At 72.6% G+C, this 25,693-nt stretch carries 19 protein-coding genes and 1 tRNA gene; 16 read left to right on the top strand and 4 right to left on the bottom strand.

The window, feature by feature from the left end; genetic code table 11:
- Window positions 1-185 precede the first annotated feature (185 nt).
- The 6 genes from ABIA33_RS05275 (at window position 186) to ABIA33_RS05300 (ending at window position 5,473) form a co-directional block, all read left to right on the top strand.
- Window positions 186-258, top strand: a tRNA-Gln gene (locus ABIA33_RS05275).
- A gap of 125 nt (window positions 259-383) precedes the next feature.
- Window positions 384-1,886, top strand: coding sequence for a bifunctional UDP-N-acetylglucosamine diphosphorylase/glucosamine-1-phosphate N-acetyltransferase GlmU (gene glmU / locus ABIA33_RS05280; RefSeq protein ID WP_370077574.1), 1,503 nt, complete (start codon window positions 384-386; stop codon window positions 1,884-1,886).
- Between the two features lie 134 nt (window positions 1,887-2,020).
- On the top strand, window positions 2,021-2,995 hold the full coding sequence (locus tag ABIA33_RS05285; RefSeq protein WP_370077576.1) for a ribose-phosphate diphosphokinase: 975 nt from the start codon (window positions 2,021-2,023) through the stop codon (window positions 2,993-2,995).
- 277 nt (window positions 2,996-3,272) lie between these two features.
- Window positions 3,273-3,863, top strand: coding sequence for a 50S ribosomal protein L25/general stress protein Ctc (locus ABIA33_RS05290; RefSeq protein WP_370077578.1), 591 nt, complete (start codon window positions 3,273-3,275; stop codon window positions 3,861-3,863).
- 88 nt (window positions 3,864-3,951) lie between these two features.
- On the top strand, window positions 3,952-4,530 hold the full coding sequence (pth, locus tag ABIA33_RS05295; RefSeq protein ID WP_370077581.1) for an aminoacyl-tRNA hydrolase: 579 nt from the start codon (window positions 3,952-3,954) through the stop codon (window positions 4,528-4,530).
- Between the two features lie 265 nt (window positions 4,531-4,795).
- Window positions 4,796-5,473, top strand: a complete 678-nt coding sequence (locus ABIA33_RS05300; protein ID WP_370077583.1) for an LAETG motif-containing sortase-dependent surface protein — start codon at window positions 4,796-4,798, stop codon at window positions 5,471-5,473.
- 68 nt (window positions 5,474-5,541) lie between these two features.
- On the opposite strand, the gene ppc is transcribed toward ABIA33_RS05300, so the two are convergent.
- The gene (gene ppc, locus ABIA33_RS05305) at window positions 5,542-8,244 is read right to left on the bottom strand and encodes a phosphoenolpyruvate carboxylase (RefSeq protein WP_370077774.1); all 2,703 of its coding nucleotides are present in this window, start codon (window positions 8,242-8,244) and stop codon (window positions 5,542-5,544) included.
- Between the two features lie 246 nt (window positions 8,245-8,490).
- Between ppc and ABIA33_RS05310 the strand changes: the two genes are divergently transcribed.
- Complete coding sequence (locus tag ABIA33_RS05310) at window positions 8,491-9,813, top strand: sensor histidine kinase (RefSeq protein WP_370077586.1); 1,323 nt, start codon at window positions 8,491-8,493, stop codon at window positions 9,811-9,813.
- A 64-nt stretch (window positions 9,814-9,877) separates the two neighbouring features.
- Window positions 9,878-10,249, top strand: coding sequence for a GntR family transcriptional regulator (locus tag ABIA33_RS05315; protein WP_370077588.1), 372 nt, complete (start codon window positions 9,878-9,880; stop codon window positions 10,247-10,249).
- 62 nt (window positions 10,250-10,311) lie between these two features.
- Here ABIA33_RS05315 and ABIA33_RS05320 read toward each other — a convergent pair whose 3' ends face one another.
- Window positions 10,312-10,800 carry an SUKH-3 domain-containing protein gene (locus ABIA33_RS05320; RefSeq protein WP_370077590.1) on the bottom strand — a complete coding sequence of 163 codons (489 nt, stop codon included), beginning with the start codon at window positions 10,798-10,800 and terminating at the stop codon, window positions 10,312-10,314.
- Between the two features lie 11 nt (window positions 10,801-10,811).
- Complete coding sequence (locus tag ABIA33_RS05325) at window positions 10,812-11,285, bottom strand: YwqJ-related putative deaminase (RefSeq protein WP_370077592.1); 474 nt, start codon at window positions 11,283-11,285, stop codon at window positions 10,812-10,814.
- Between the two features lie 279 nt (window positions 11,286-11,564).
- Here ABIA33_RS05325 and ABIA33_RS05330 point away from each other — a divergent pair, with 279 nt between their 5' ends.
- The 5 genes from ABIA33_RS05330 to ABIA33_RS05350 all read left to right on the top strand — a co-directional run bounded on the left by ABIA33_RS05330 (window position 11,565) and on the right by ABIA33_RS05350 (window position 20,573).
- Window positions 11,565-12,560 carry an SMI1/KNR4 family protein gene (locus ABIA33_RS05330; protein WP_370077594.1) on the top strand — a complete coding sequence of 332 codons (996 nt, stop codon included), beginning with the start codon at window positions 11,565-11,567 and terminating at the stop codon, window positions 12,558-12,560.
- An 8-nt stretch (window positions 12,561-12,568) separates the two neighbouring features.
- The gene (locus tag ABIA33_RS05335; RefSeq protein ID WP_370077596.1) at window positions 12,569-14,794 is read left to right on the top strand and encodes an SUKH-4 family immunity protein; all 2,226 of its coding nucleotides are present in this window, start codon (window positions 12,569-12,571) and stop codon (window positions 14,792-14,794) included.
- 127 nt (window positions 14,795-14,921) lie between these two features.
- Complete coding sequence (locus ABIA33_RS05340) at window positions 14,922-15,941, top strand: hypothetical protein (RefSeq protein WP_370077598.1); 1,020 nt, start codon at window positions 14,922-14,924, stop codon at window positions 15,939-15,941.
- Between the two features lie 98 nt (window positions 15,942-16,039).
- Entirely contained in the window at window positions 16,040-19,627 is a 3,588-nt protein-coding gene (mfd, locus tag ABIA33_RS05345; RefSeq protein WP_370077600.1) for a transcription-repair coupling factor, read from the top strand.
- A gap of 13 nt (window positions 19,628-19,640) precedes the next feature.
- Window positions 19,641-20,573 carry a hypothetical protein gene (locus ABIA33_RS05350; protein WP_370077602.1) on the top strand — a complete coding sequence of 311 codons (933 nt, stop codon included), beginning with the start codon at window positions 19,641-19,643 and terminating at the stop codon, window positions 20,571-20,573.
- Window positions 20,574-20,579: 6 nt separating this feature from the next.
- Here the strand turns inward: ABIA33_RS05350 and ABIA33_RS05355 are convergent, their stop codons facing one another.
- Window positions 20,580-21,173 (bottom strand): DUF4352 domain-containing protein, encoded by a 594-nt coding sequence (locus tag ABIA33_RS05355; RefSeq protein ID WP_370077604.1) that lies wholly within the window; start codon window positions 21,171-21,173, stop codon window positions 20,580-20,582.
- Between the two features lie 189 nt (window positions 21,174-21,362).
- Here ABIA33_RS05355 and ABIA33_RS05360 point away from each other — a divergent pair, with 189 nt between their 5' ends.
- The 3 genes from ABIA33_RS05360 (at window position 21,363) to ABIA33_RS05370 (ending at window position 25,688) form a co-directional block, all read left to right on the top strand.
- Complete coding sequence (locus tag ABIA33_RS05360) at window positions 21,363-23,363, top strand: N-6 DNA methylase (protein ID WP_370077606.1); 2,001 nt, start codon at window positions 21,363-21,365, stop codon at window positions 23,361-23,363.
- Between the two features lie 79 nt (window positions 23,364-23,442).
- Window positions 23,443-23,991: a hypothetical protein gene (locus ABIA33_RS05365; RefSeq protein ID WP_370077608.1), complete on the top strand. Its 549-nt coding sequence runs from the start codon at window positions 23,443-23,445 to the stop codon at window positions 23,989-23,991.
- On the top strand, window positions 23,988-25,688 hold the full coding sequence (locus ABIA33_RS05370) for a protein kinase (protein WP_370077610.1): 1,701 nt from the start codon (window positions 23,988-23,990) through the stop codon (window positions 25,686-25,688). Before ABIA33_RS05365 ends, ABIA33_RS05370 begins: the two co-directional genes overlap by 4 nt.
- Window positions 25,689-25,693 lie beyond the last annotated feature (5 nt).

Below are 25,693 nucleotides of genomic sequence, written 5' to 3' on the forward strand. Positions count from 1 at the left end.
CGTTCCTACGGTTCCGTAACCTACGGCATCGTAGGTTGATTGCCCCGCTCTGCACAGACCCAATCCCTCCGGCGTGGCGAAGCTGTGGGCCGACAGGGTGAGGGGTATTGGTAGTGGAGGCGAGGCGTCGAAACCCGTAGGCTGTGGGGGTGTCCAAGGGAGACTGGATTCCCCTTGACATTTGTTCCGCTGTAGTGTAATTGGCAGCACGGCATCCTTTGGAGATGTTCGGTCTAGGTTCGAGTCCTAGCAGCGGAGCTTTCGTTCGACCGACCTGTTCGGCGACCCCGCTATCCTCAAACCGTTCGGGCACGCCTGTGCGGATCTCCTGCTGGCGTCCCGGCGGACCCTCCACCCTCCATGACGCCGAGGAGCCTCTTCCCGTGAGCTTCAACCCTCCGGCCGCTGTCGTCGTCCTCGCCGCAGGCGGGGGCACCCGGATGAAGTCGGCGGTGCTGCCGAAGGTGCTGCATCCCATCTGCGGGAGAACCCTCGTCGGCCACGCCGTCGCCGCGGCGCGCGAACTGTCGCCGGAACACCTGGTGGTCGTGATCGGCCACATGCGCGACAAGGTCGCCGCCCACCTCGCCGAGGTCGACCCGGGTACCCGTACGGTCGTGCAGGAGCAGCAGAACGGCACCGGACACGCCGTCCGCGTCGCGCTCGAGGCCCTCGCCGCCCGCGGTGTCGCTCTGGACGGCACGGTCGTGGTGAGCACAGGCGACACCCCGCTGCTCACCGGCGCGACCCTGCGCCGCCTCGTCGAGGCGCACACCGCCGACGGCAACGCCGTGACGGTGCTGACCGCCGAGGTCCCCGACGCGACCGGCTACGGCCGGATTCTGCGCGGCCCCAGCCACGAGGTGCAGGCCATCGTGGAGCACAAGGACGCCACCGAGGCCCAGCTCGCCATCGCCGAGATCAACTCCGCGGTGTACGCCTTCGACGGCAAGCTGCTCGCGCAGGCCCTGGGCGAGGTCCGCACCGACAACAGCCAGGGCGAGGAGTACCTCACCGACGTCCTCGGCATCCTCCGCGAGGCCGGACACCGGGTCGGGGCCCTGGTCGCCTCGGACTTCCGCGACATCCTGGGCATCAACGACCGGGTGCAGCTCGCCGAGGCCCGCCGGATCATGAACAACCGCCTGCTCGACGCCGCGATGCGGGCCGGGGTGACCGTGGTGGACCCGGCCACCACCTGGATGGACGTCCAGGTGACCTACGAGCAGGACGCGGTCGTCCGGCCCAATACCCAGCTGCAGGGCCGCACCTTCGTCGGCGAGGGCGCCGAGGTGGGTCCGAACTGCACGCTGAAGGACACCCGGGTCGGCGAGGGCGCCCATGTGAGCAATGCCACAGCTGACAGCGCGGTGATCGGCGCGGGCGCCTCCGTCGGCCCGTACGCCTACCTCCGTCCGGGCACGGTCCTCGGCGCGAAGGGCAAGATCGGCACCTACGTCGAGACGAAGAACTCGACCATCGGCGACGGCAGCAAGGTGCCCCACCTCAGCTATGTGGGGGACGCCACAATCGGCGAGGGGACCAACATCGGCGCGGCCTCCGTCTTCGTCAACTACGACGGCGTGAACAAGCACCGGACGACCATCGGCAGCCACTGCCGTACCGGCTCCGACAACATGTTCGTCGCTCCGGTGACGGTGGGGGACGGGGCATACACCGCAGCCGGATCGGTGATTTACAAGGACGTTCCGGCGGGCGCGCTGGGCGTCACCCGACCCCAGCAGCGCAACGTCGACGGCTGGGTCGAGCGGAAGCGTCCGGGCACGGAGGCGGCGCGCGCGGCGCAGGCCGCACGCTCCGCGGGTGCGCCCGGCGGGGTCCCGTCCGACGACCCGGAGGCGACGGGAACCGCCGCCGACGCGTAACCTGGGGGACATCCAGGCGCCGTGGACGAGTCGTCCGTGTCGGCGTTCCAGCCAACCCCCCCACCAGCTACGCCGCGCCGTGCGGCGTGCGAGGCGCGCGTCGGCAACGACGTCGGCAACGAGGAGACGGTGCAGTGACCGGGATCAAGACGTCCGGTGAGAAGAACTTGATGCTCTTCTCCGGCCGCGCACACCCCGAGTTGGCCCGGGAGGTGGCAGAGCAGCTCGGTGTGGACCTGGTTCCGACGAAGGCGCTGGATTTCGCAAACGGTGAGATCTACGTGCGCTACGAGGAGTCGGTACGTGGCGCGGACGCGTTCGTGCTGCAGAGCCACACCGCGCCGATCAACCAGTGGATCATGGAACAGCTGATCATGATCGACGCCCTGAAGCGGGCCTCGGTCAAGAGCATCACCGTGATCATGCCGTTCTACGGCTACGCCCGCCAGGACAAGAAGCACCTCGGTCGCGAGCCCATCTCCGCCCGCCTGGTCGCCGACCTGCTGAAGCAGGCCGGCGCCCACCGGCTGATGTCGGTGGACCTGCACACCGCGCAGATTCAAGGCTTCTTCGACGGCCCGGTGGACCACCTCTTCGCGCTGCCGCTGCTGGCGGACTACGTCGGCGGCAAGGTCGACCGGGACCGCCTCACCATCGTCTCCCCGGACGCCGGCCGGGTCCGCGTCGCCGACCAGTGGTCGGACCGCCTGGGCGCGCCGCTGGCGATCATCCACAAGCGCCGCGACCCCAACGTGGCCAACAAGGTGATGTCGGCCGAGGTCGTCGGTGACGTCAAGGGCCGGGTGTGCGTCCTGGTCGACGACATGATCGACACCGGTGGCACCATCTGCGCCGCCGCCGACGCCCTGTTCGATCAGGGTGCGGCGGACGTCATCGTCGCCGCCACGCACGGCGTGCTGTCCGGCCCGGCCGCGGACCGGCTGAAGAACTCCCGCGCGAGCGAGTTCGTCTTCACCAACACCCTGCCGACGCCGGGCGAGCTGCAGATGGACAAGGTCACCACGCTGTCGATCGCCCCGCTGATCGCCCGCGCCATCCGCGAGGTCTTCGACGACGGTTCGGTGACCAGCCTCTTCGACGGTGCGTAACTCGGTCGCCCGACTCCGTCGGAGTGATCCGTCGGAGTGATCGTTTTGGGTCCCTCGCCGGGATTCGGCTAGACTTCTGAAATTGCCCGGCGAGGGAGTCCCACCTCCGCGTGACTCCGTGATCGACGCGCTGCACCGCCCCTGGTGGGCGGTTGTGCGAGACGCCGCCGGGCGACTCATCCAGAGATTCTTTCGGGTGAGGTTCTGCCGGTGGCTTTTTCTTTTGCCCGAAGAGTCGGCCCGGACGGCGCCCACCCCGCGTACGAGGAGTGCCGTCATGGCCGAGATCCGCCTTGAAGCCGAGCCCCGCAACGAGTTCGGCAAGGGTGCCGCCCGCCGCGCCCGCCGCGCCGGCCTGGTCCCCGCCGTCGTCTACGGCCACGGCCTGACCCCGGTTCACGTCAACCTTCCGGGCCACGCCCTGATGCTGGCGCTGAAGACCCCGAACGTACTGTTCTCGCTGCCGATCGACGGCAAGGACGAGTTCGTGCTGCCGAAGGCCGTGCAGCGCGACCCGATCAAGCGCAGCCTGAAGCACGTCGACCTGCTGCTGGTGAAGCGCGGCGAGAAGGTCACCGTCGAGATCCAGATCAACACCGAGGGCGAGCTGGCTCCTGGCGGCAACCTGCTGGAGCACGTGCTCAACACCCTCCCGCTCGAGGCCGAGGCGACCCACCTCCCCGAGTCGGTCACCATCTCCATCGAGGGCCTCACCGCCGGTGACTCCGTCCTCGCCAAGGACATCACGCTGCCGAAGGGCGCCACCCTGGCCGTCGAGCCGGAGACCGTGGTCCTGCACATCGTCACCGCCCAGGTCGAGGCCGTCGCCGAGGAGACCGAGGCCGGAGAGGCCGCCGCCCAGGCCTGAGCACTGTCCAGCACAGCACCACTGCGTTCGCGTCCGCTGCCCCGGCCCTCGACAGGCCGGGGCAGCCGCATAAGGGAAGGACCCCACGGTGAGTGACGAGTACACCGGGCCCTGGCTCGTGGTGGGCCTGGGCAATCCCGGCCCCGAGTACGCCGGGAACCGCCACAACATCGGCTACATGGTGGCCGACCTGCTGGCCTCGCGGATCGGCGCGAAGTTCAAGGCGCACAAGAGTCGCAACCAGGTGGTCGAGGGGCGGCTGTCGGGGCAGCGGGTGGTGCTGGCCAAGCCCTCCTCGTTCATGAACCTCTCCGGTGGCCCGGTGACAGCCCTCCGGGACTTCTACAAGGCGCCGGTGGACCGGCTGGTGGTCGTCCACGACGAGCTGGACATCGACTACGCGTCGCTGCGGCTGAAGCTGGGCGGGGGCGACAACGGGCACAACGGCCTCAAGTCGCTGACGAAGTCGCTGGGTTCCGACTACTACCGGGTGCGCGCGGGAGTGGGCCGCCCGCCGGGGCGGATGGAGGTCGCGGACTTCGTACTCCGGGACTTCTCGTCGACCGAGCGCAAGGAGCTCGACTGGTTCGTCGACCGCGCCGCGGACGCCGTTGAGGCGCTGATCGCCGAGGGCCTGGAGCGGGCCCAGACGACGTACAACTCCTGAGCTCCATGGCGAATCGTTACTGGCCGATCTTTGCGGGTTTTAGTGCCACATATGCGGTTTGTCGCTGACGATGCGCAGGGATTGGGATGCATTGTCGGTAATGGAGTGAATTGACAAGCCTGCCGCGTGTAATGACGATGTGTCGTGCTCATGGGGAAGACGTGAATCCTGTTCCGCTCCTCCCGGCCTGGCGCGTGCTGCGCGAGCGCCGCTGGACATCCCCTGTGGCTTCCACTGTTCTGGCTTGACCCAGTTAGGGGAGAACGTGTCCATATCCCGTCGTACCGCCACTGCGGTACGCACCCTCGGTGTCGCCTCCGCCGCAGCCGCGATCACCCTGGGCGTCGCCGGCAGCGCCTTCGCGTGCGTGCCCGGAGACTTCGCTCCGTCCGTGTCCTGCGACAGTGGCAGCGGCAAGGCCGACATCAAGATCGTCGATATCGACCCGTACCACACGGGGGCCACCATCACGGTGCTCGACAACGGGACGCTGGTCGGCACGGGCGAGTTCGCGGCCGGCTGGCAGGGGAAGTCGACCGCGCTCGACATCCTCGTGCCCTGGAAGGCCGACGGCTCGTGGACCGTGCACGTCCAGGCGGTCGACAAGGGCCCGCACTTCGACCTCACCCCGCCGCTCGCCAGCCCCGGGGGCGCCTGCGCGACCCCGACCACCACCAGCCCGTCGCCCAGCGCCTCCCCGTCGCCGTCGAAGAGCGCGTCGCACAGTCCCTCCGCGTCGCCGTCCAAGTCGGTCAAGCCCACCGAGTCGTCGTCGCCGTCTCCGTCGGTCTCCGCCTCGGCCTCGCCGACCGGACCCGTGCTGGCCACGACCGGTGGGGGCAGCAGCTCCGGTCTGATCGCCGGGATCGCCGGCGCGCTGGTGGTCGTCGGTGGCGGTGCGATGTTCGCCCTGCGCCGTCGCGGTGCTGCCGGGCGTCACTGACCCGGTAGTCGCGCACGTACCTGCGGCCCGCACCCGAGTACATCGGGTGCGGGCCGCTTGACGACGCGTCAGCCGGTGTTGCGCAGGCCGGCCGCGATCCCGTTGACGGTGAGCAGCAGGGCCCGGGAACGCAGCGGATCCTCGGCGAGCCCCTGCGCGGCGTCCTCGCGCTGCCGCCGCAGCAGCGCCACCTGCAGGTAGGAGATCGGGTCGAGGTAGGCGTCGCGGATGGCGAAGGTCTGCTTGAGCACCGGGGTGTGCTCCAGCAGGTCGCTCTCGCCGCTGACCCGCAGCACCTCCTTGAGCGTCAGCGCGTGCTCGGCCTCGATGAGGTCGAAGAAGATGTGCTTGAGGTGGTCCGGGACGAGCGAGTCGACGTAGTGGCGGGCGATCCGCAGGTCCGTCTTGGCCAGCGTCATGGCCACGTTGGACAGGAAGTTGCGGAAGAAGTGCCACTCGCCGTGCATCTCTTCGAGGATGTCGCCGAGTCCGGCGTCCCTGGCGGCGGCGAGGCCGGAGCCGACGCCGTACCAGCCGGGGACGATCTGGCGGGACTGGGTCCAGCCGAAGACCCAGGGGATGGCCCGCAGCCCGTCCAGGCCCGCGCCGCTGTCGGGGCGGCGGGAGGGGCGGGAGCCGAGGTGCAGCGAGGCGAGCTGGTCGACCGGGGTTGCGGCGAAGAAGTACGCGGGGAGGTCGGGGTCCTCGACGAGCCGGCGGTAGGCCGTGTGGGCGCCGTCGGAGACGGTGTCCATCGTGGCGTCCCAGCGGGCCAGCGCCTCGGGGGACTGGCGCGGGGAGGTGTGCAGGGCGCTGGCCTCCAGTGTCGCCGACACCGTCAGCTCCAGGTTCTCCCTGGCGAGGGCCGGGATCAGGTACTTGTCGGAGATCACCTCGCCCTGCTCGGTGACCTTGATCTCGCCTTCGAGAGTGCCGTAGGGCTGGGCCAGGATGGCCTCGTGCGAGGGGCCGCCGCCGCGACCGACGGTGCCGCCGCGTCCGTGGAACAGGCGGAGCCGGATGCCGTAGCGGTGGGCGACGTCGCGCAGCCGGCGCTGGGCGCGGTGGATCTCCCACTGCGAGGTGGTGATGCCGCCGAACTTGGAGGAGTCGGAGTAGCCGAGCATGACCTCCTGGACGTCACCGCGCAGCGCCACCAGCCGGCGGTAGGAGGGGTCCCGGAGCATCTCGTCGAGGATGGTGTCCGCGGCCCGGAGCTCGTCGGTGGTCTCCAGCAGTGGGACGATGCCGACCCGGGCGATGCCCGCGTGCAGGTCGATCAGCCCCGCCTCGCGGGCCAGGACCGCCGCCGCGAAGACGTCGTCCGCGCCCTGGCACATGGAGATGATGTAGCTCTCCACGATCTCGGGGCCGAAGCGCTCGAAGCCCTCGCGGATCGTCTCGAACACGCCCAAGGTCTTGGCGCCCGCCGCGTCGAGCGGGGCGGGGGTGGGAGCGAGCGGGCGGCGGGACTTGAGCTCCTTGGCGAGCAGCCGCTGCCGGTACTCGCGGGGCATGTCGGTGTAGCGCCAGGCCTCCTCGCCGAGGCGGTCGAAGAGCTGTCCGAGCGCGTGGTGGTGGGCGTCGGCGTGCTCGCGCACGTCCATCGTGGCGAGCTGCAGTCCGAACGCGGAGACGGTGCGGATGGCGCGGGACAGGCGGCCGTCGGCGATCAGCTGTCCCCGGTGGGCGCGCAGCGAGTCCTGGATCACCTGGAGGTCGGCGAGCAGCGGCGCGGTGCCGAGGTAGTCCCGACCCTCGACGTGCGGGGTGCCGTTGGCGAGGCGCTCGCGGGTGTTGACCAGCTTCTGGCGGATGCAGGTGGCCTTGAGCCGGTAGGGCTCCTCGGCGTTCATCCGCTTGTAGCGGGGGCTGATCTCGGGGAGCTGGTCGAGGTCGGCGGCGAGGGAGGCGAGCAGTTCGTCGCTGGCGCCGGACAGCCGTACTGAGCTGGACAGCTGGCCGCGGAGGTCGTCGACGACCTCCAGCGCGTCCCTGATGCCGTACTCGTGCTGCAGCAGCAGCACGTCGAGGGTGACGGCGGGGGTGACGTTGGGGTTGCCGTCGCGGTCGCCGCCGATCCAGGTGCCGAAGGTGAGCGGGCGGACGCCTTCGGGGATCTCGACGCCGACCCGGGCCAGTTCCTCGTTCAACTCCTCCAGCACGTCCGGGACCGCGCGCTTGTAGAGCTCGTCGAGGTAGTAGACGGCGTTGCGGGCCTCGTCGGAGGGCTCGGGGCGGGCGATGCGCAGCTCGTCGGTCTGCCAGAGCAGGTCGATGACCTCGGCGAGGCGGCGGTCGGCCTGTCGGCGTCCGCTCGGCCGGGTCGGCGTGTCGGTCTGCTCCAGCAGTTCCGCGATGCGGCGCAGCTTGGTGAGCACGCTGCGGCGGGCCGCTTCGGTGGGGTGCGCGGTGAACACCGGGCGCACCGCGAGGTGCGCGAGCGCGTCGGTGACCTGCTGCGGATCGGCGTCGGCGAGCCGGTCGGCGGTGCGGGAGAGCAGCGAGCCCTCCTTGGCGCGGTGGACACCCAGTTCGCGGCCTCGGTGGACCTGCTCGGTGACGTTGGCGAGGTGGAAGTAGGTGGAGAAGGCGCGCACCAGCTTGGCGGCGGTCTCCAGTTCGGTCTGCTCCAGCAGTGCGGCGGCCGCCGTGCCGTCGCTGCGGGTGAGCGCGCGTACCTCTTCCACCAGGTCGAGCAGTTCCTGGCCCTCCTGCCGGACCAGGGTCTCGCCGAGGAGCTCGCCGAGGCGCCGGATGTCGGCGCGCAGGGCGGAGTTGTCCGCCTCGGGCTGGACCGCGGGCGGGGTGGTCGTCGGGGCGGTGGTCGGCGTGGTGGCGGGGGTGGTGGCCTCGCGTGCGTCGCTCACGCTGGTGCTCCCTCGTTGCAGGTGGGTGGGGGGCGGGCTCCCGGACTGCACTGTCCGACGCGACCAGCATAGGTGTGCGGATCGTTTGTGCTGCGGCAGCGGCCGTATGCCGGACACAGGGGGTCGGAGGCCGCATAGGCTGCTCTCATGAGCATGGCGACGCCTGGGGTGGGCGCGGACGGCACAGCGGGTTTGTGGACGCGGTTGTGGTCGCGTCGGCGCAGCATGTGGTTCGACCTCGCGGTGACGGTTGTGGCCGCGGCGGAGTGCGCGGGGAGTGCGGCGAACTTCGCGAGCAAGCAGGGGGTGAGCCTGCCGGGCGTGGTGCTGCTGGGCGTGTTCGGACTGCTGGCGGGCGGGACGCTGCTGGTGCGGCGCCGGTGGCCGCTGCTGCCGGTGGCGGCGGCGCTGGCGACGATTCCGCTGCAGGCCGGGTACATGCTGCTGATGGTCGGCCTCTACACCCTGGGGGCGTACCGGCCCGAGGGCGTGGCCCGGCGCTTCACCGAGCGGCGCGCCATGTCGCTGCTGTGTGCGGTGGCGATCGCGGAGACGACGGTGGTGTCGGCGCTGACGATCGGCACGCAGCAGGCCGAGGCGCTGAAGCAGGGCGTGCCCTGGTACGCGCTGCTGATCATGTCGGTGCTGGTCGCGGTGGGGATCACGGTCGCGCCGACGATGCTCGGCCTGTACATAGGAGCCCGGCGCCGGCTGTGGGAGACGTTGAGCGAGCGGGCCGAGGGCCTGGAGACGGAGTTGGCGCTGCTCGCGGAGCAGGCCACCGAGCGGGCCCGGCGGGCGCGGATGGAGGAGCGCACCCGGATCGCCCGGGAGATGCACGACGTGGTCGCGCACCGGGTGAGCCTGCTGGTGGTGCACGCCGGTGCGCTGGAGCGGGTGGTGCACAGGGACGCGGACCGGGCGGCGGAAAGCGCCCGGCTGATGGCCGACATCGGGCGGCAGGCCCTGGACGAGCTGCGGCAGATCCTGGGCGTGCTGCGCACGGTGGAGACGGACGCGGTGAGCGGCGAGGTCGCGGCGGCGGTGCTGGCCGTCCCCTCGTCGGACGGCCCCGGACTCGCGGACGTGCCGCGGCTGGTGGACGAGTCGCGAGCGGCCGGGCTGCGGGTGCGGCTGACGGTGGGGGGCGCGCGGCGGGCGCTCAGCGCCGAGACGGAGCGGACCGCCTATCGGGTGGTGCAGGAGGCGCTGACGAACGTGTTGAAGCACGCGGGGAGCGCGGACGCCGAGGTCGTGGTCGCGTACGTGCCGGGCGGAGTGGTGCTGGCGGTCTCCAACAGCTGCCCGAACGGCGGTGGCGACGCGCCCCGCGAACTGCCCAGCGGCGGCAACGGACTGGTCGGCATGCGCGAGCGGTGCACGGCCCTGGGCGGCACGTTCGAGGCGGGGCCGACGGGCGAAGGGGGTTTCCGCGTCGAGGCGAGGCTGGCGGCGGCGAAGGCGCCCTGACGCCTGGTCGGCGCGCGGGCGTCTACCGTGGAGGGATCCCGCCCCGAGCCCCGGAGACCGCCTCGTGCTGATCGCCCTCGACCCTCAGTCCTCCGTCCCGCCCTACGAGCAGGTGCGGGCGCAGATCGCCGAGTTGGCGCGCAGCGGCGCGGCCCCCGTGGGGATGCGGCTGCCCACGGTCCGCCGGCTCGCCGAGGACCTGGGGCTCGCTGCGAACACCGTCGCCAAGGCGTACCGGGAGCTGGAGGCCGCCGGCGTGGTGGAGACCCGCGGGCGCCACGGCACGGTCGTCGCCGCCTCCGGCGACGCCTCGCGCCGGGTGGCGGCCCAGGCCGCGGCCGCCTACGCCGAGCGCGTCCACGGCCTGGGCATCCCCGCGGCGGAGGCCAGGGCCGTCGTCGAGGCGGCCCTGAGCAGCGCCTACGGCCAGGGATGACCCGGCCGGCGACCCCGCGGAAGACGGAGACCCCGCGGAAGACGGAGAAGACGGAAGAGCGGTCACATCGCGTCGGCGACGAAGCGCAGGCGCTCCGGGACGGCGCCGGTGATGAGCGTGGCGAGGGCCTGGTCCACGGTCTGGCCGAGGAACCACTCGCCGCTGTGGTCCAGGCTGTAGACCCGGCCCAGCGCGTCGATGGCGAGCAGCGCCTGGCCCTCCCGTTCCTCGCCGAGCGGGGCGAGTGGCAGCTCCAGGCAGCGGCCCAGGTCGGCGAGGGTGCGCGGCTGGTACAGGCCCACCAGCGGGTCGATGCTGAACGGGGTGCGGGCGAGCTGCTGTCCGTCGCCTTCCAGGGTCACAGCGAGCCCGCCGAACTCCGCCCATGCCTCGACCGCCGCCGGGAAGATCGCGTGCCGGTGCCCCTCGGGGGACGTCCGGCCTGACAGGGTGTCGGCCCACTGCTCGGCTCGCGGCAGCAGTCTTCGCCCGGGGAACCAGCCGGCCTCGGTCAGGACGGAGGCCACCTCGGCGGAAAATCTGACGTCCATGGTGATCCGATCTAGGCGGCGGGCGCGAGGGCGACGATCTGCACGCCGAAGTGGGCCAGCAGCGGTACGCAGGAACGGCAGGGCGGCTGGTGCGTACCGTGCGCCGGATCGCCCTCCTCGCGAATCCGCACCGACGTCATCCGGGCCCCGCGCAGCCCCTTCCGGGCGTCGCTCTCGGTGAACGGCTTGCGCGAGGAGCGCTTGGAGCGTGCCTCCTCGACGATGGTCAGGAACTGCGACAGCAGCACGGCCTCAGGGCAGCGCCCGGTGAAGCGCTCGCGCGCCGAAACCGGCAGGCCGTCCAGGAACGCGGCGACGAGCGGATGCAGTTGGGGCGGCCGGTCGGCCTTCTCGCCGGCGTAGGTGTGGGTGTCGCCGCGCACCGACAGCGCTGCCGCGACTATCGGCATCAGGCTGTCCCGCCGGTGCCGCAGCAGTGGTGCGACGGTGCTGACGGTCGTCTGGCGTCGTTCCTCGGTATCCACGTACGGTCGTTCCTTCCCTGTCCTCGCGCACGGCGGAGCAGGGACACTTGCCGCGCGGCAGCCCCCGTTGGTGAACGTGAGCTCACCGCTGCTGCAAGGGGCCAGCCTGCCAAATGCCCACAGCCGGGGGGAAGTCGGGGTGGCCGATGTCTCCCTTACGGTGTCCTGACGGTACTTCGGCCGGCGTGCGCGCGGGCATTGCGGACGGTGGAGATCCGTTCGAACGCGGGAGCCCCTAGGCTGGGGGTCGGCATTCAGTTCCAGCAGGGGGCAAACTCGATGACGACAGGTCGGCCCAACGCCGCCTATGCCGGGCAGGTCGTGCACTTCCCCGATCCGCTGCGCTCGCAGAAGTACCCCGACGGGGTACGGATGGACGGCCAGGGGCACCCGGACTTCGGCCCGTACGTCCGCGCCGCCGCCGAGGTCGCCGACCCGCCGGACGGATTCGGGGTGGACGAGCTGCGCCTCACCGACTACGTCTCGGCCAACGCCGCGCTCTACGCGCAGGGCCACGAGCTGTGGGCGGACGCGGAGACCTCGGTGGCCACCCCGAGCGGCTGGACCTGGCACCACGCGGTGGGCCGGGCGCGCCCGGGCAGCCGCCGGATGGAGTTGGTCCCGGTCGAGGTCAAGGCCCTGCTGCGGCACCACGCCGGGCTCGCCGTGTCCAGCGCGGACCACGGCAAGCGCGGCACCCGGCCGCTCCAGGAGCGCCGCCCGGTGCACTTCCCGCTCGGCGAGGGCGCGGACGCGGTCGATGACGCGGGCGTGAGCGAGCAGCAGGTGCAGGCCGCCGAGGAGGGCCTCGGGTACAGCCTGCCGGGACCGTTCCGTTCCTTCCTGAAAGCAGCGGGCGGCCGCGGGCCCAAGGGCGTCGCGCTGGACACGGACCTGGGCATGCTGGTGGACCAGCCGTTCCTGACCCTGCGTGAGGAACGCGGCCTGGACGACCTGGTGTACGTCAACAAGTGCCTGCGGGACCACCTGACGAAGGACTACCTGGGCGTGAGCTACGTCCAGGGCGGCCTGGTCGCGCTCAAGGTGAAGGGCCAGTCGATCGGCTCGGTGTGGTTCCTGCCGTACGACGACGCGCGGGACGGCGGGCCGCCGGACCTGACGCCGCAGCAGCGTTGCGAGCAGCTGCTGCTGCCCTGCGGCGAGGACTTCGACGCGTTCCTGCTGCGGCTCGCGGGCAACCCGCCCGAGCTGCAGACCGTGGCCGAGCTGATGGTGGACGGCGGCTTCGCCCGCCCCGTCCCGGTGGAGGGGTGAGCGGGCGCGTGGTGACGTACGCGGAGGCGCAGCAGCGCGCCGAGCAGTGGATCAACGAGGGTGTGCCCTCGTACCAGCGCCGCGAGGTGCGGGTACGGGAGTTCGACCTGGGCTTCGTGGCCTGGGCGGTGGACCGCGCGGACGGTCCGTCCTCGGACGGCGGCGCTGTGCGGATGGTCATCGCCCGGGACAGCGGGGTGACCACGCTCTGGCCGGGCCTGCCGATCAACGACGTGGTGCGGCGGTACGAGGAGGCGTACGGCCGCCCGGTCGGTGCGACGCCGACGCGGACCCCGTCGCCGCCGGACCGGGACCTGGCGGAGGCGACGTCGTTCCTGCTGAGCCCGCCGCAGTGGCTGCAGGAGGCGGGCGCGGCGGCGGTCGCGGCCGAGGCCGCAGGCCTCGCGTCGACGGGGCAGCCCGCAGCGGGACATTCTGCGGGACATGCAGGGGGACCTGGAGCGGCCGGGTCCGACGAGCCGTCGCTGCTGGTCGCGCCGCCGTTCTCGGAGGGCCCGGCGGGCGAGGTGCCGACGATGCTCGCGCCTCCACCTGAGCGCCCGGCGGCACCGTCGTACCGGCCGCCGCAGTCACCGCCCCCGGTCGCGCCGCAGCAGCCGCAACAGCCGCAGTACTCCCCACCGCAGGGGGCTCCGTCGTCGCCCCCGCCGCCTCCGCCCGCGCCGTCGCTGGACTACGCGCCGACGATGCTGTCGCGTCCCGCCGGGCCGCCGCCGGCGCCACCCGCCGCGCCGCAGGCGGGTCCCGGCACGCCTCCGCCCCCGCCGCCGGGTCTGCTCGGCCAGTCCGCCGGCGGTCCCGGGATGCCCCCGCCGCCGCCGGGGTACCCGGGCGCGGGATCGCCCGTGCCGCCGCCGCCCGGCCCGCCGCCGGGCTCACCCTCCGCTCCGCCGGTCGCCCCCGGGGGCCCCGGCCTGCCGCCGCCCCCGCCGCCCGGTCTGGTCGGTCCGGGCGCGACCCCGCCGCCCGCCGCGCCGCAGGGCGCGGGCGTCCCCGGCATGCCCCCGCCGCCGCCCCCGTCCGGGCTGCGCGGCGGGACGCCCGCTGCTGGTGTGCCCATGCCGCCTCCCGGCCCCGGGCCGAGCGCCGGTGCCGGGGACAGCTACGTCCCCACGCAGTTCGCCCCGGCGCTCAACCTCGGCCGGGGCCCGGCCGCACCCCCGCCTCCGCCGCCGGCCGCCCCGCCGCAGGCGGCACCTCCGGGCGTGCCCACCGGTGTTCCCACCGTCGGCCCGGGCTACATGGCCGTCCTGCGCTACCGAGGCCCCGATGGCTCGGAGCAGCAGCTCATCCAGCGCTCCACGCTGGGTCTGCCGCACCCCGAATGGCAGATCCTGCAGGAGGTGCGACGGCTGAATGTGCCGCCGGAGCAGGTGCTTGAGCTGCACACAGAGCTGGAGAGCTGCGACCTGCCGGGCGGCTATTGCCAGCGGATGGTCAAGGAGGCCTGGCCCAACGTCCGGGTCAGCAACATCGCCCCCTACGGCCGGGACCACGCGGCCCGCCAGCGCGGAGTCCAGCATCTGTTTGAGCACCACGGCGAGCTGCACACCCATGCGGCGGGCCCTGCGCCGCAGCGCCCGTTCCGGGTGCCGCTCCCGGTACCCGGGTCCGTGCCGCCGGCGCCGCCGGTGGGTCCGGCGCAGCTCGCGGACGAGTTGCAGCAGGCCTTCGGCGCGCAGAACCTGTTCCGCTACGAGCCGCAGGCGGTGTCCAGGCAGGGCATTCCGGAGGCCGTGTCCGGGTCGCTGACCTGGGCGGGGCTGCCGGTCGAGTTCGGCCCGTTCTTCTGGGCGCAGGCCCAACCGGGGCGTCCGATGCCGACCCTGGCGGAGCTCGCCGCCGAGCGCGGAATCGCCGCGGGCGCGGACGCGGGCACCTACCTCGTCCTGGGCAACGACTACGGCCGCCAGCTGTGCGTGCAGTACGGGACGGCGGCGATCGTCGCCGTCGACCTGGGCACGGCGACGCAGCCGGCCGGTCCCGAGGCGCAGCAGCCGCGGTTTGTGAACACCGGCCTGCCCGAGTTCATCCGCTGCATGGCGCTGTTGGGCCGGATGTGGCGGTTCCGCTACGGGTTGACACCGGAGCAGGCGGGTCACTGGACGACCGACTTCCAGGCGCAGCTGGCCGTGCTGGACCCGGCCGCGCTGCAGTCGCCGGAGACGTGGTGGGCGGTGCTGCTGGAGCAGTTCTGGGACGGCCTGCTGTGAGCTGAGGAGAGAACGGCGACGGCGTCGTGGGTGTCGGTGCGTCCGACTGGGGCATGGATCTGTGCAAAATGGGTCGAAATTGATCATTTGCATAGATGATCCATTCACCGGATGAGAGGACCAGCCGATGAGCGACGCCGTCTCTCCGCACGGCTTCACCGTGACCAGGCGGGGCTACGACCCCGACCAGGTCGAGCATTCGCTGGCCCGGCTGACCGCCGAGCGGGACGCGGCCTGGGAACGGCTGTCCGGTCTCGGTCACCGGATGCGGGCCCTGGAACAGAAGCTGCTCGACGCCGCCGAGGCGGAACGGGCGGCGCAGGCCGCGGCCGAGGCCGACCCGCCCTCCTACCTGCAGCTCAGCGATCGCGCCGCGCGGATGCTGGTGCTCGCCGAGGAGGAGGCGGTGCAACTCCGCTCGGACGCCGAGGAGTGGACCGAGTCGCTCGACACCCGCACCCGCGCCGACGCCCAGCAGTTCCGTGCGAACGCGGAGGGGTACGCCGCCCAGCAGCGCCGTGTCGCCGAGGAGGCCCACCGGCGCGAGCTGGACCGGGCCCGCGCCCAGGCCGAGGCGGAGCGCGCCGACGCCGACCGGGAGTCCCGTGCCGTCGGCGAGGCCGCCGACGAGTACGTCGTCGGCCGGCATGCCGACGCCGAGGCGGCGGCCGAGGCCGCCCGGGTCCGGCTCGTCGGGCTGCAGCACGACGCCGACCAGGAGCAGGCCGCCACGGACGCCCGCGGCGTCGCCTGGGAGCACCAGGTCACGGCCGGCGCGGACCGCAAGCGCACGGAGGCCGAACGGCACCACAAGGCGATGCAGGCGAAGGCCGCCGAGATCGACGCGGAAGCCGCGACCCAGGCCGAGCGCATCCTTGAGGCCGCCCAGCGCGAGGCCGCGCGGATCGCCGCCGCCGCCGAGCGCGAGCAGGCCCTCTTCACGCAGCACCGCGACGAGCTCCAGGCCCATCTCGAACACATCCGCACCACCCTCACCACCCTCACCGGAGCGCCGGACGAATCCGAATCCCAGCCCGAATCCCAGCCCGAACCCGACGGCAGCGAGTCCGACACCGACGAGATCCCGGTGGTGCAAGCACCCTCTGATCCACAGCCTGTGGACAACGCTTCCCCCGACGAACCCTGAGCGCCTGCTCCTCAGGGGCGTACCCTTGGAACCCCCGGTGCGCTCAGCGTTCCGGGTGCTTCGCGTTGCCCCCGGCTGAGACCCGCTGAGAGAAGTCCATGAGCCTGACCGGCCTGCTTGACGTCGTCGTCGCCGACCCGGCCCTCGAGGAGGCGGCGCAGTCCGCCGTCGCCGGGGACCGCCGCCACCTGGACCTGGTCGGTCCGCCCGCCGCCCGGCCCTTCGCCGTGGCGGCGCTCGCGCGCGCCCTGGCGCGGCAGGCCCGTGGCGGGAGAGGCCGGCCGGTGCTCGCGGTCACCGCGACCGGCCGGGAGGCCGAGGACCTCGCCGCGGCGCTCGCCTCGCTGCTGCCGCCGGACACCGTCGCCGAGTTCCCCGCCTGGGAGACCCTGCCGCACGAGCGGCTCTCCCCGCGCTCGGACACCGTCGGCCGCCGCCTCGCCGTGCTGCGCCGGATCGCCCACCCCAGCGCGGACGACCCGGCGTCGGGCCCGCTGCAGGTCATCGTCGCGCCGGTGCGCAGCGTACTGCAGCCGCAGGTCAAGGGCCTGGCGGAGCTGGAGCCGGTCAGTCTGAGGGTGCGTCAGGAGGTGGACCTGGAGGACCTGGTCCGCCGCCTCGCCGCCGCCGCGTACCAGCGCGTCGAACTGGTGGAGAAGCGCGGCGAGTTCGCCGTGCGCGGCGGAATCCTGGATGTCTTCCCGCCCACCGAGGAGCACCCGCTGCGAGTGGAGTTCTGGGGCGACGAGGTCGAGGAGATTCGTTACTTCAAGGTCGCCGACCAGCGCTCGCTGGAGATCGCGCAGCACGGCCTGTGGGCTCCCCCCTGCCGCGAGCTGCTGCTCACCGACGCCGTCATGGCCCGCGCCGCGCAGCTGGCCGCGGAGCACCCCGAGCTCGCCGACATCCTGGACCGGATCGCCCAGGGCATCGCCGTCGAGGGCATGGAGTCGCTGGCCCCGGTGCTGGTCGACGACATGGAGCTGCTGGTGGACGTGCTGCCGCAGGGCAGCATCGCCGTGGTCTGCGACCCCGAGCGGGTCCGCACCCGGGCCGCCGACCTGGTCGCGACCAGCGAGGAGTTCCTGCACGCGTCCTGGGTCGCCGCGGCGTCCGGCGGCGACCGGCCGCTGGACGTGGGCGCGGCCTCGCTCTGGTCGATCGCCGACATCCGCGCGCACGCCGACGAGATCGGGCTGCCCTGGTGGTCCGTCAGCCCGTTCGCCGCGGACGAGGAGGCCAACACCGGCCCTGACGTGCTGCATATGGACCTGCACCCGGCCGAGTCCTACCGGGGCGACACCGCCCGCGCGATCGCCGACGCCAAGGGCCGTCTCGCCGAAGGCTGGCGCGTGGTCCTGGTGACGGAGGGCCAGGGCCCGGCCGCCCGGATCGCGGAGATGCTCGCCGGCGAGGGCATCGGCGCCCGGCTCACCCCCGACCTCACCGACGTCCCGGACCGGGACGTCGTCCACGTCGCCTGCGGTTCCATCGAGTACGGCCTGGTGCACGAGGGCCTCAAGCTCACCGTCGTCACCGAGACCGACCTAGCCGGGCAGAAGTCCTCCACCAAGGACATGCGCCGGATGCCGTCGCGCCGCCGCAACGGCATCGACCCGCTCGCCCTGCAGGCGGGCGACTACGTCGTCCACGAGGCGCACGGCGTCGGCCGCTACGTCGAGATGGTGCAGCGCACCGTCCAGAACGCCACCCGTGAGTACTTGGTCCTGGAGTACGCCCCCGCGAAGAAGGGCCAGCCCGGCGACCGGCTGTTCGTCCCCACCGACCAGCTGGAGCAGGTCACCAAGTACGTCGGCGGCGAGGCGCCCTCGCTGCACCGCCTCGGCGGCGCGGACTGGACCAAGACCAAGTCGCGGGCGAAGAAGGCCGTCAAGGAGATCGCCGGCGACCTGATCCGGCTCTACTCGGCGCGGATGGCCGCCCCCGGGCACGCCTTCGGCCAGGACACGCCCTGGCAGCGCGAGCTGGAGGACGCCTTCCCCTACGCGGAGACGCCGGACCAGCTCAGCACCATCGCCGAGGTCAAGGAGGACATGGAGAAGTCGGTCCCGATGGACCGCCTGATCTGCGGCGACGTCGGCTACGGCAAGACCGAGATCGCCGTGCGGGCCGCCTTCAAGGCGGTGCAGGACGGCAAGCAGGTGGCCGTCCTGGTCCCCACCACCCTGCTGGTGCAGCAGCACTTCTCGACTTTCTCTGAGCGCTACTCGAACTTTCCCGTCGTGGTGAAGGCGCTGTCCCGGTTCCAGAGCGACTCCGAGGCCAAGGCCGTGCTGGAGGGGCTGCGCGAGGGCAGTGTCGACATCGTCATCGGCACCCACCGGCTGTTCTCCGCCGATACCCGCTTCAAGGACCTCGGCCTGGTCATCGTCGACGAGGAGCAGCGCTTCGGGGTCGAGCACAAGGAGCAGCTGAAGAAGCTCCGCGCCAACGTCGACGTGCTGACCATGTCCGCGACCCCCATCCCGCGCACCCTGGAGATGGCGGTCACCGGCATCCGCGAGATGTCGACCATCACCACCCCGCCGGAGGAGCGCCACCCGGTGCTGACCTTCGTCGGCGCGTACGACGAGAAGCAGATCTCCGCCGCGATCCGCCGCGAACTGCTGCGCGAGGGCCAGGTCTTCTACATCCACAACCGGGTCGAGTCCATCGACAAGGCGGCGGCCAGGCTCAAGGAGCTCGTCCCCGAGGCCCGGATCGCCACCGCGCACGGGCAGATGGGGGAGTCGGCGCTGGAGCGGGTCGTCGTCGACTTCTGGGAGAAGGAGTTCGACGTCCTGGTCTCCACCACCATCGTGGAGTCCGGCATCGACATCTCCAACGCCAACACCCTGATCGTGGAGCGGGGCGACACCTTCGGCCTGTCCCAGCTGCACCAGCTGCGCGGTCGCGTCGGCCGGGGCCGGGAGCGCGGGTACGCCTACATGCTGTACCCGCCGGAGAAGCCGCTGACGGAGACCGCCCACGAGCGGCTGGCGACCATCGCGCAGCACACCGAGATGGGCGCGGGTATGTACGTCGCGATGAAGGACCTGGAGATCCGCGGCGCGGGCAACCTGCTCGGCGGCGAGCAGTCGGGCCACATCGCCGGCGTCGGCTTCGACCTCTACATCCGGATGGTCGGCGAGGCCGTGGCCGAGTACCGCCAGGGCGTCGACGGCGCCGGCGCGGAACCGGAGGAGGAGCCGCTGGACGTGAAGATCGAGCTGCCGGTGGACGCCCACCTGCCGCACGACTACGCGCCGGGCGAGCGGCTGCGGCTGCAGGCCTACCGCTCGATCGCGGCCGTGAACTCGGAGGACGACATCGCCTCGGTCCGCGCCGAGCTGACCGACCGCTACGGCAAGCTGCCGGAGCCGGTGGAGAACCTGCTCCTGGTCGCCGGGCTGCGGCTGTTCGCCCGCCGCTGCGGGATCTCCGACATCACGCTGCAGGGCCAGAACATCCGCTTCGGCCCGGTGGAGCTGCGCGAGTCCCAGGAGCTGCGACTGCAGCGGCTCTACCCGCGCAGCCAGGTCAAGGCGTCGACCCGACTGCTGCTGGTGCCCCGGCCCAGCAGCGGGAAGATCGGCGGGAAGCCGGTGGTCGGCCGTGAGCTGCTGACCTGGTGTGCCGAGTTCCTCACGACGATGTTCGACGAGCTCGCCACCTCCAAGCGCTAGATAGGCTGATTACATGCTTCTCGGACTGCTCATGGCGCTCACCGCCGCACTCTGCTTCGGCGTCGCCATGGTGCTGCAGGCTCTCGGCGCGCAACGGCACTCGCCTCCGGCCGAGGGTTCCGGCCTGGTCGGAACGGCCAAGGCCATGATCAACCTGCCGTTCGCAGCGGGCCTGGTGCTGGACTGCATGGGCTTCGTCGCCCAGCTCGTCGCCCTGCGCTCGCTGCCTCTGTACGTCGTTCAGGCCGCCCTCGCGGGCGCGCTCGCGGTGACGGCGGTCCTCGGCGCGGCCCTGCTGAAGATCCGCCTCGGCCGGGCCGAGTGGCTGGGCGTCGCCGGGGTGTGCGTCGGGCTGGCCGTCCTCGGTGCCACCGCGGGTGCGGAGGGGCACAAGCAGCCCACGCAGGTGTTCCACTGGGTGCTGGTCGCAGCCGTAGTGCTGATCGCCGGGCTCGGCGGGCTGGTCTGGAAGCTGGGCGAGCCGCGCCGCGCCGCCGTCATGGGCGCCCTGTGCGGGCTGGGCTTCGGCGTCGTCGGCCTGGCCGTCCGGGTCCTCCCGGCAACGCACGGCCTTCACCTGCTGCCGCTGCTGCACGACCCGGCGACATACGCGCTGCTGGCCGGCGGCGCGGTGTCCTTCGTCTTTATGACCGAGGGCGTGCGCGGCGGGAAGGTGACCACAGCCACCGCGAGCATGGTGCTCGGCGAGACCGCGCTCCCCGCCGTCCTCGGCGTCGTCCTCCTCGGCGACGGCACCCGCCCCGGGATGATGCCGCTGGCCGTCGCCGGCTTCGCCGTCGCCGTCGCGGGCGCGCTCGCCCTGGCCCGCTTCGGCGAGGTGGCCCCGGTCGAGGTCGAGGTCGAGGTCGAGACTGCGGCTGCGTCTGCGGCTTCGGCCGCGGTGGCGGTCGCGGAGGAGAAGCCGCACAACAGCCACGTCGGCTGACCTGCGTCAGCTCACGTTCCACTGACCGGTCTGGTCGGCCATGCCGCTGTCCAGGCCGAACTGGATCTGGGTGATCTTGGCGTTGGCGGGCACCTGGAAAGTGATGAAGCCGAGGCCGCTGCTGCCGGGAGCGATGTTCACAGCGGCGGGGAAGCTCTGTCCCGCCTTGGTGTCGTTGAGGTCCGACGTGTACGCCTGTCCCTGGCTGTCGACGACCTTGGCGCCGTTCGACGGCGCGTCACTGTAGGCGCCGCTGCCGGTGTCCTTGATCCGGAACTGGACGGCGAAGAACCGCTTGCCGGCCTCGGGGGTGCTGAAGTCGTCGGCGCCCTTGGGGTTGTCGACGACCTTGACCACGGTGAGGTCGGCCTTCTCGCCGTTCATTCCACTCAGCGCGATCGTGTCGCCGACCTTCGCGGACGACGCCTTGGCCTTGGCGGGGGCGCTGCTGCTCCCGTTGCCACCACCGCCAGCGGGCTGGGCCGCGGTGGACACGGTGCTGCTGCCCGGGACGGAGCAGGCGGCGCTGGTGGCGACGATGAGCGCGCCTGTGAACACGGCGAGCAGCTGGCGACGGTGCGTGCGAGTGCGAGATGACATGGTCAAACCCCCTGTTGCTGGCTGTTTCCGGCGACCGCCGGGCTGGCGTCATCCACTAGACCATGCGCTGTGTACGTCGTCAACCATGAAATAGAAATCGATAACGTTCACGCCGTGAACCTGGTGCGGTCGTCCGTTCGCTATGCTCGTGATCACACCCCCGGGCACCCGGAGATCCAGGAGGCGCAGATGCCGGACCACGAGTCGCAGGCCCAGGTGAGCGCGGTGGAGATCGCCCGCCTCGCGGGCGTCGGCCGGGCCGCGGTCAGCAACTGGCGCCGCCGCCACGCCGACTTCCCCCGGCCCGTCGGCGGCACCGAGAACAGCCCCGCGTTCTCACTCGCCGAGATCGAGGGCTGGCTGCGGGCGCAGGGCAAGATCGCCGAAGTGCCGCTCAGGGAACGCGTGCGCCAGCGCATCGAACGGCTGCGCGACCCGGCGGCCTCGCCCGCGGCGCCGCTGGTCCCGGCGCTGGCGCAGCTGCTGCTGCTGCACCGCGCCCCGGCCCGTTGGCAGGACCTCGCCGCCCGCGACGACCTGGACCTTGCTGTCGCCCTGCCCGCCGCTCTCGCCACTCTGGCCGCCGACGTTCTGGGCACGGACGGCGCCCGGCTGCTCCAGCTCCCCACCCTCTACGGCAGCACCCAGCTCGAACTCGCCCGGCTGCTCGCCGAGCTCGCCGACCGAACTGGCCCCGTCGCCGTCGCCGTCGAACTGATCAGCAGTCACACCGACACCGCCAACCGGCCCGGCGCGGCAGTCCCCCCGCAGGTCGCCGAGCTGCTCGCGGACCTGGCCGCCGGCGCCGCCACCGGCGAAGCCACCGAGGTCCTCGACCCCGCCTGCGGGAACGGCGCGCTGCTGCTGGAAGCCGCGCGGCGCGGAGCGTCGACGCTGCACGGACAGGACGCCGACCCCGCCCTCGCCGCGGTCACCCTGCTCCGGCTCGCCCTGGCCGCCCCCGCCGACCGCCCGGGCCCGCTGCCCTTCGACCTCGCCACCGGTGACGCTCTCCGTGCCGACGCCCGACCCGGCCTCGCGGCGGACGCCGTGCTCAGCCGCCCCCCGTACAACGAGCGCAACTGGGGAGCCAACGAACTCGGCTACGACCCGCGCTGGGAGTACGGCGTTCCGCCGCGCGCCGAGTCCGAACTCGCCTGGGTGCAGCATGCCCTCGCCCGGGTCAGGCCCGGGGGGACGGTCGTGCTGCTGCTGCCCGGAGCCGTCGCCGCGCGCCGTTCCGGCCGCCGCATCCGGGCCGAGCTGCTGCGTCGCGGCGCACTGCGCGGCGTTGTCTCGCTGCCGGTCGGAGTCGCCGCACCGTACGCGGTTCCGCTGCACATCTGGCTGCTGCGCCGCCCCGCGCCGGGGGAGTCCCCTCCCGCGCGCCTGCTGCTGGTCGACGCCGCCGACGCCGGGGAGAGTCTGAACGGGACGGTCCTCGCGGCCTGGACTGCCTTCCAGGCGGCCGGCGACGCCGCAGCTCCGGAGGCGCCGGGCCGGTACCGCGCGGTACCCGTCATCGACCTGCTCGACGACGAGACCGACCTCACCCCGGGTCGCCACCTGCCGCAGCGTCCCGCGGACACATACGGCGAGCTGGCGACCGTCCAGCAGCAGCTCGAAGCACTCCTCGGCGAACTCGCCCCGCTGGAGCGGAGCCTGCCGGGCTACCGTCCTGCTGACGGTGCAGTGCCGCACCGCGCCGCCTCCACCGTGGGTGAACTCATCCGGGCGGGTGCTCTGGAACTCCTCGCCGAGGGCGAACCGCTCCGTCCCGGTGACGTCCTGCTCCCCGGGCCGGGCACGGGCGGCTTCGCCGGAGTCCACGAGGGGGAACCGGGCGAATCGGTCGGCCTGGCCGACCTGGCCGGCTACGTCCAGGTGCTGAGGCCCGATCAGGCCGTGCTCGACCCATGGTTCCTGGCGGGTTTCATCAGCGTCGCGGCCCTCAGCACCGCAGTACGCTCCGAGCGGTCGGGCAGCCTCACCTCCACCGCCTCTCGCCGCGACATCCGCAGAACCCGTGTCCCCCGGCTCTCGCCGGCGCAACAGCGGCGCTACGCCGGGCCGTTCCGGCAGCTCGCCTCCTTCGATCGGACGGTGCGCCAGATCGCGGAACTGGGGGGGCAACTGGCCCAGGGAATCGCATCAGGCCTCGTCGACGGCGGCCTGACCCCGGAGGAGTGACACGAAGCCGGGATGGCTGTCGGTCGGCGGCGGTACGGTGAGCTGAGAATCGCCCACCCGCACCGTCCGGAGCAGGCCCATGGCAGGACAGTTCCCGTACCGGGCCTATCGCCCGGCGCCCCGATGGCAGGTCGGGACAGTTCTGCTCGCCCTGGTGCCGCTGCTCAGCCTCGGGCTGCTGAGCTTCGTCCCGGCGGCGTTCCTGGCGGTTCTGCGACGTACCGTGGGCGGCTGGGTGGCCCTTGTGATCTTCGCGGCGACGACAGGCGCGGAGTGGGTGCTCGCGGCGACGGCGCCGAAGAGCGGGTCCTCCGCCGGACTTGGCGCGCTGGCGCTCGGGGTGATGTTCGCCGCGGTGGCGCACTACGTGATCTGCATGCGCCGCTGGCAGCGCGACATGCCACGCATACCGGCAGCTCCGCAGCAGTACTTCCAGCCCCAGCCCCAGCCGCGCCCCTACGCCCAGCCCTACCCCCAGCCCTGGCAGCTGCCCGCCGCCCCCGCCGCTGCCCCCGCTCCTGCGACCGAGGACGTCGGCGCCGAGCTGCGCCGCCTCAGCGAGCGGCTCCGCGATCCGCGCGGTACCCGTGGACCCCGTGGACCCCGGGACGGCGGAGCCGCCCGGTGAGCAGCGACGCCCAGCCTGTGATCGGTGATCGCTACCGGCTGGACTCGGTCATCGGCAGGGGCGGCATGGGCCAGGTGTGGGCCGGCACCGACCTGCGCCTCGGCCGCCAGGTCGCGGTCAAGCTGCTGCGCGAGGACCTGGTCTCCTCCACCACCGGCGGTGCTGTCACCAGCTCGCTCGACGCGGCCGACCAGCAGGCCCGCTTCGCCAGGGAGTGCCGCGTCACCGCCAGGCTGGACCACCCGGGTCTGGTCTCGGTCTTCGACGCGGGCACCGACGGTCGACGCCACTATCTGGTGATGCAACTCGTCGACGGCATGACGCTCGCCGACCTGATCGCCGAGAACGACGCGCTGCCGTGCGAGTGGGCGGTCTCCGTCGCCGCGCAGCTCTGCGCCGCGCTCGCGGTCGTGCACGCCGTCCCCGTGGTCCATCGCGATCTCAAGCCCAGCAATGTGATGATCCGTCCGGACGGGCGCGTCGTCCTGCTCGACCTCGGCATCGCCTCCGCGTTCGAGCCCGAGCTCACCACCCTCACCCGTACCGGCCACCCCATCGGCACGCCCCTCTACATGGCCCCCGAGCAGGCGCTGACCGGCCGGGCCGAGCCGCGCAGCGACCTCTACGCGCTGGGCTGCACCCTGTACGCCATGCTGACCGGGGACGCGCCCTTCCACGGCCCGACACCGCTCGCGGTGATGACCCAGCATGTGTCGCACCGGCCCAGGCCGGTGCACGAACTCCGACCCGATGTGCCGGTCCTGCTGGACGGGCTGGTCGCCGCGCTGCTGGCGAAGGACCCGGCGGCCCGCCCGGCCTCCGCCCAGGAGGTGTACCAGCGGCTGCTTCCGCTGCTCCCGCCGTCCGCTGCCGACGCCGTCGCCGCCCTGCGGGCGACCGCGCAGCCGGACCCCTCCCGCCCCTTCCGGTATCCGGCCGCCCCTCCGCCCGGTCTCGGCTTCGCCCTGGGCGGCGTGGAAACCCCCGGACCCGATCCGGCCGAGGCCGCCGGGCAGGCCTCCAGCCTCTACGAGGCCCGCCGCTACGGCGAGGCCGCGGCGCTGCTCGCGTCCGCTCTGCCCCGCGCCGCCGCGGAACACGGAGCGACCGCGCCGCAGGTCCGCGACCTGCGGCGGATGCATGCCCGGGTGCTCGTCGACGACCGGCAGTACCAGCGCGCTCACGAGGAGTACCAGCTGCTCGCCCGCGCCTATGCGGCCGAGCGCGGGCCCGACGACCCGGAGGCGCTCGACTGCGCCGCCCAGGCCGCGGACTGCCTCGCCCGGGCCGGAGACCCGGCCGCCGCGCTGGCCGGCTGCCGCGAGGTCCTCGCCGGATACGAGCGGCGGCGGTCCCGTGGCTTCACCGTCGACCAGGACCGTGTCCTCAGAGTCCGGCTGCGAATCGGTGAACTGCTCATCGCCGTCCGCGACCCGGCGGCGGCGCAGCCCCTGCTGCTCCCGCTCTGGCACGAGCTCGAACGCCTGCACGGGCCGCACCATCCCAAGGTGGTCGAGGTGCGGAACCTGCTGGCGATGGCGAACTCCGCCGCACGGAACATCTCGCCGAACCCGCCCGGCCGGACCCCGCCCGGCCGGACCCCGCCCGGCCAGAACCCGCCCGGCCGGACCCCGCCCGGCCAGAACCCGCCCGGCCGGACCCCGCCCGGCTTCGGTCCGCCTCCGCCGACCTGGTGACATCG

Source organism: Streptacidiphilus sp. MAP12-16 (assembly GCF_041262165.1).
Classification (GTDB): Bacteria; Actinomycetota; Actinomycetes; order Streptomycetales; family Streptomycetaceae; genus Streptacidiphilus.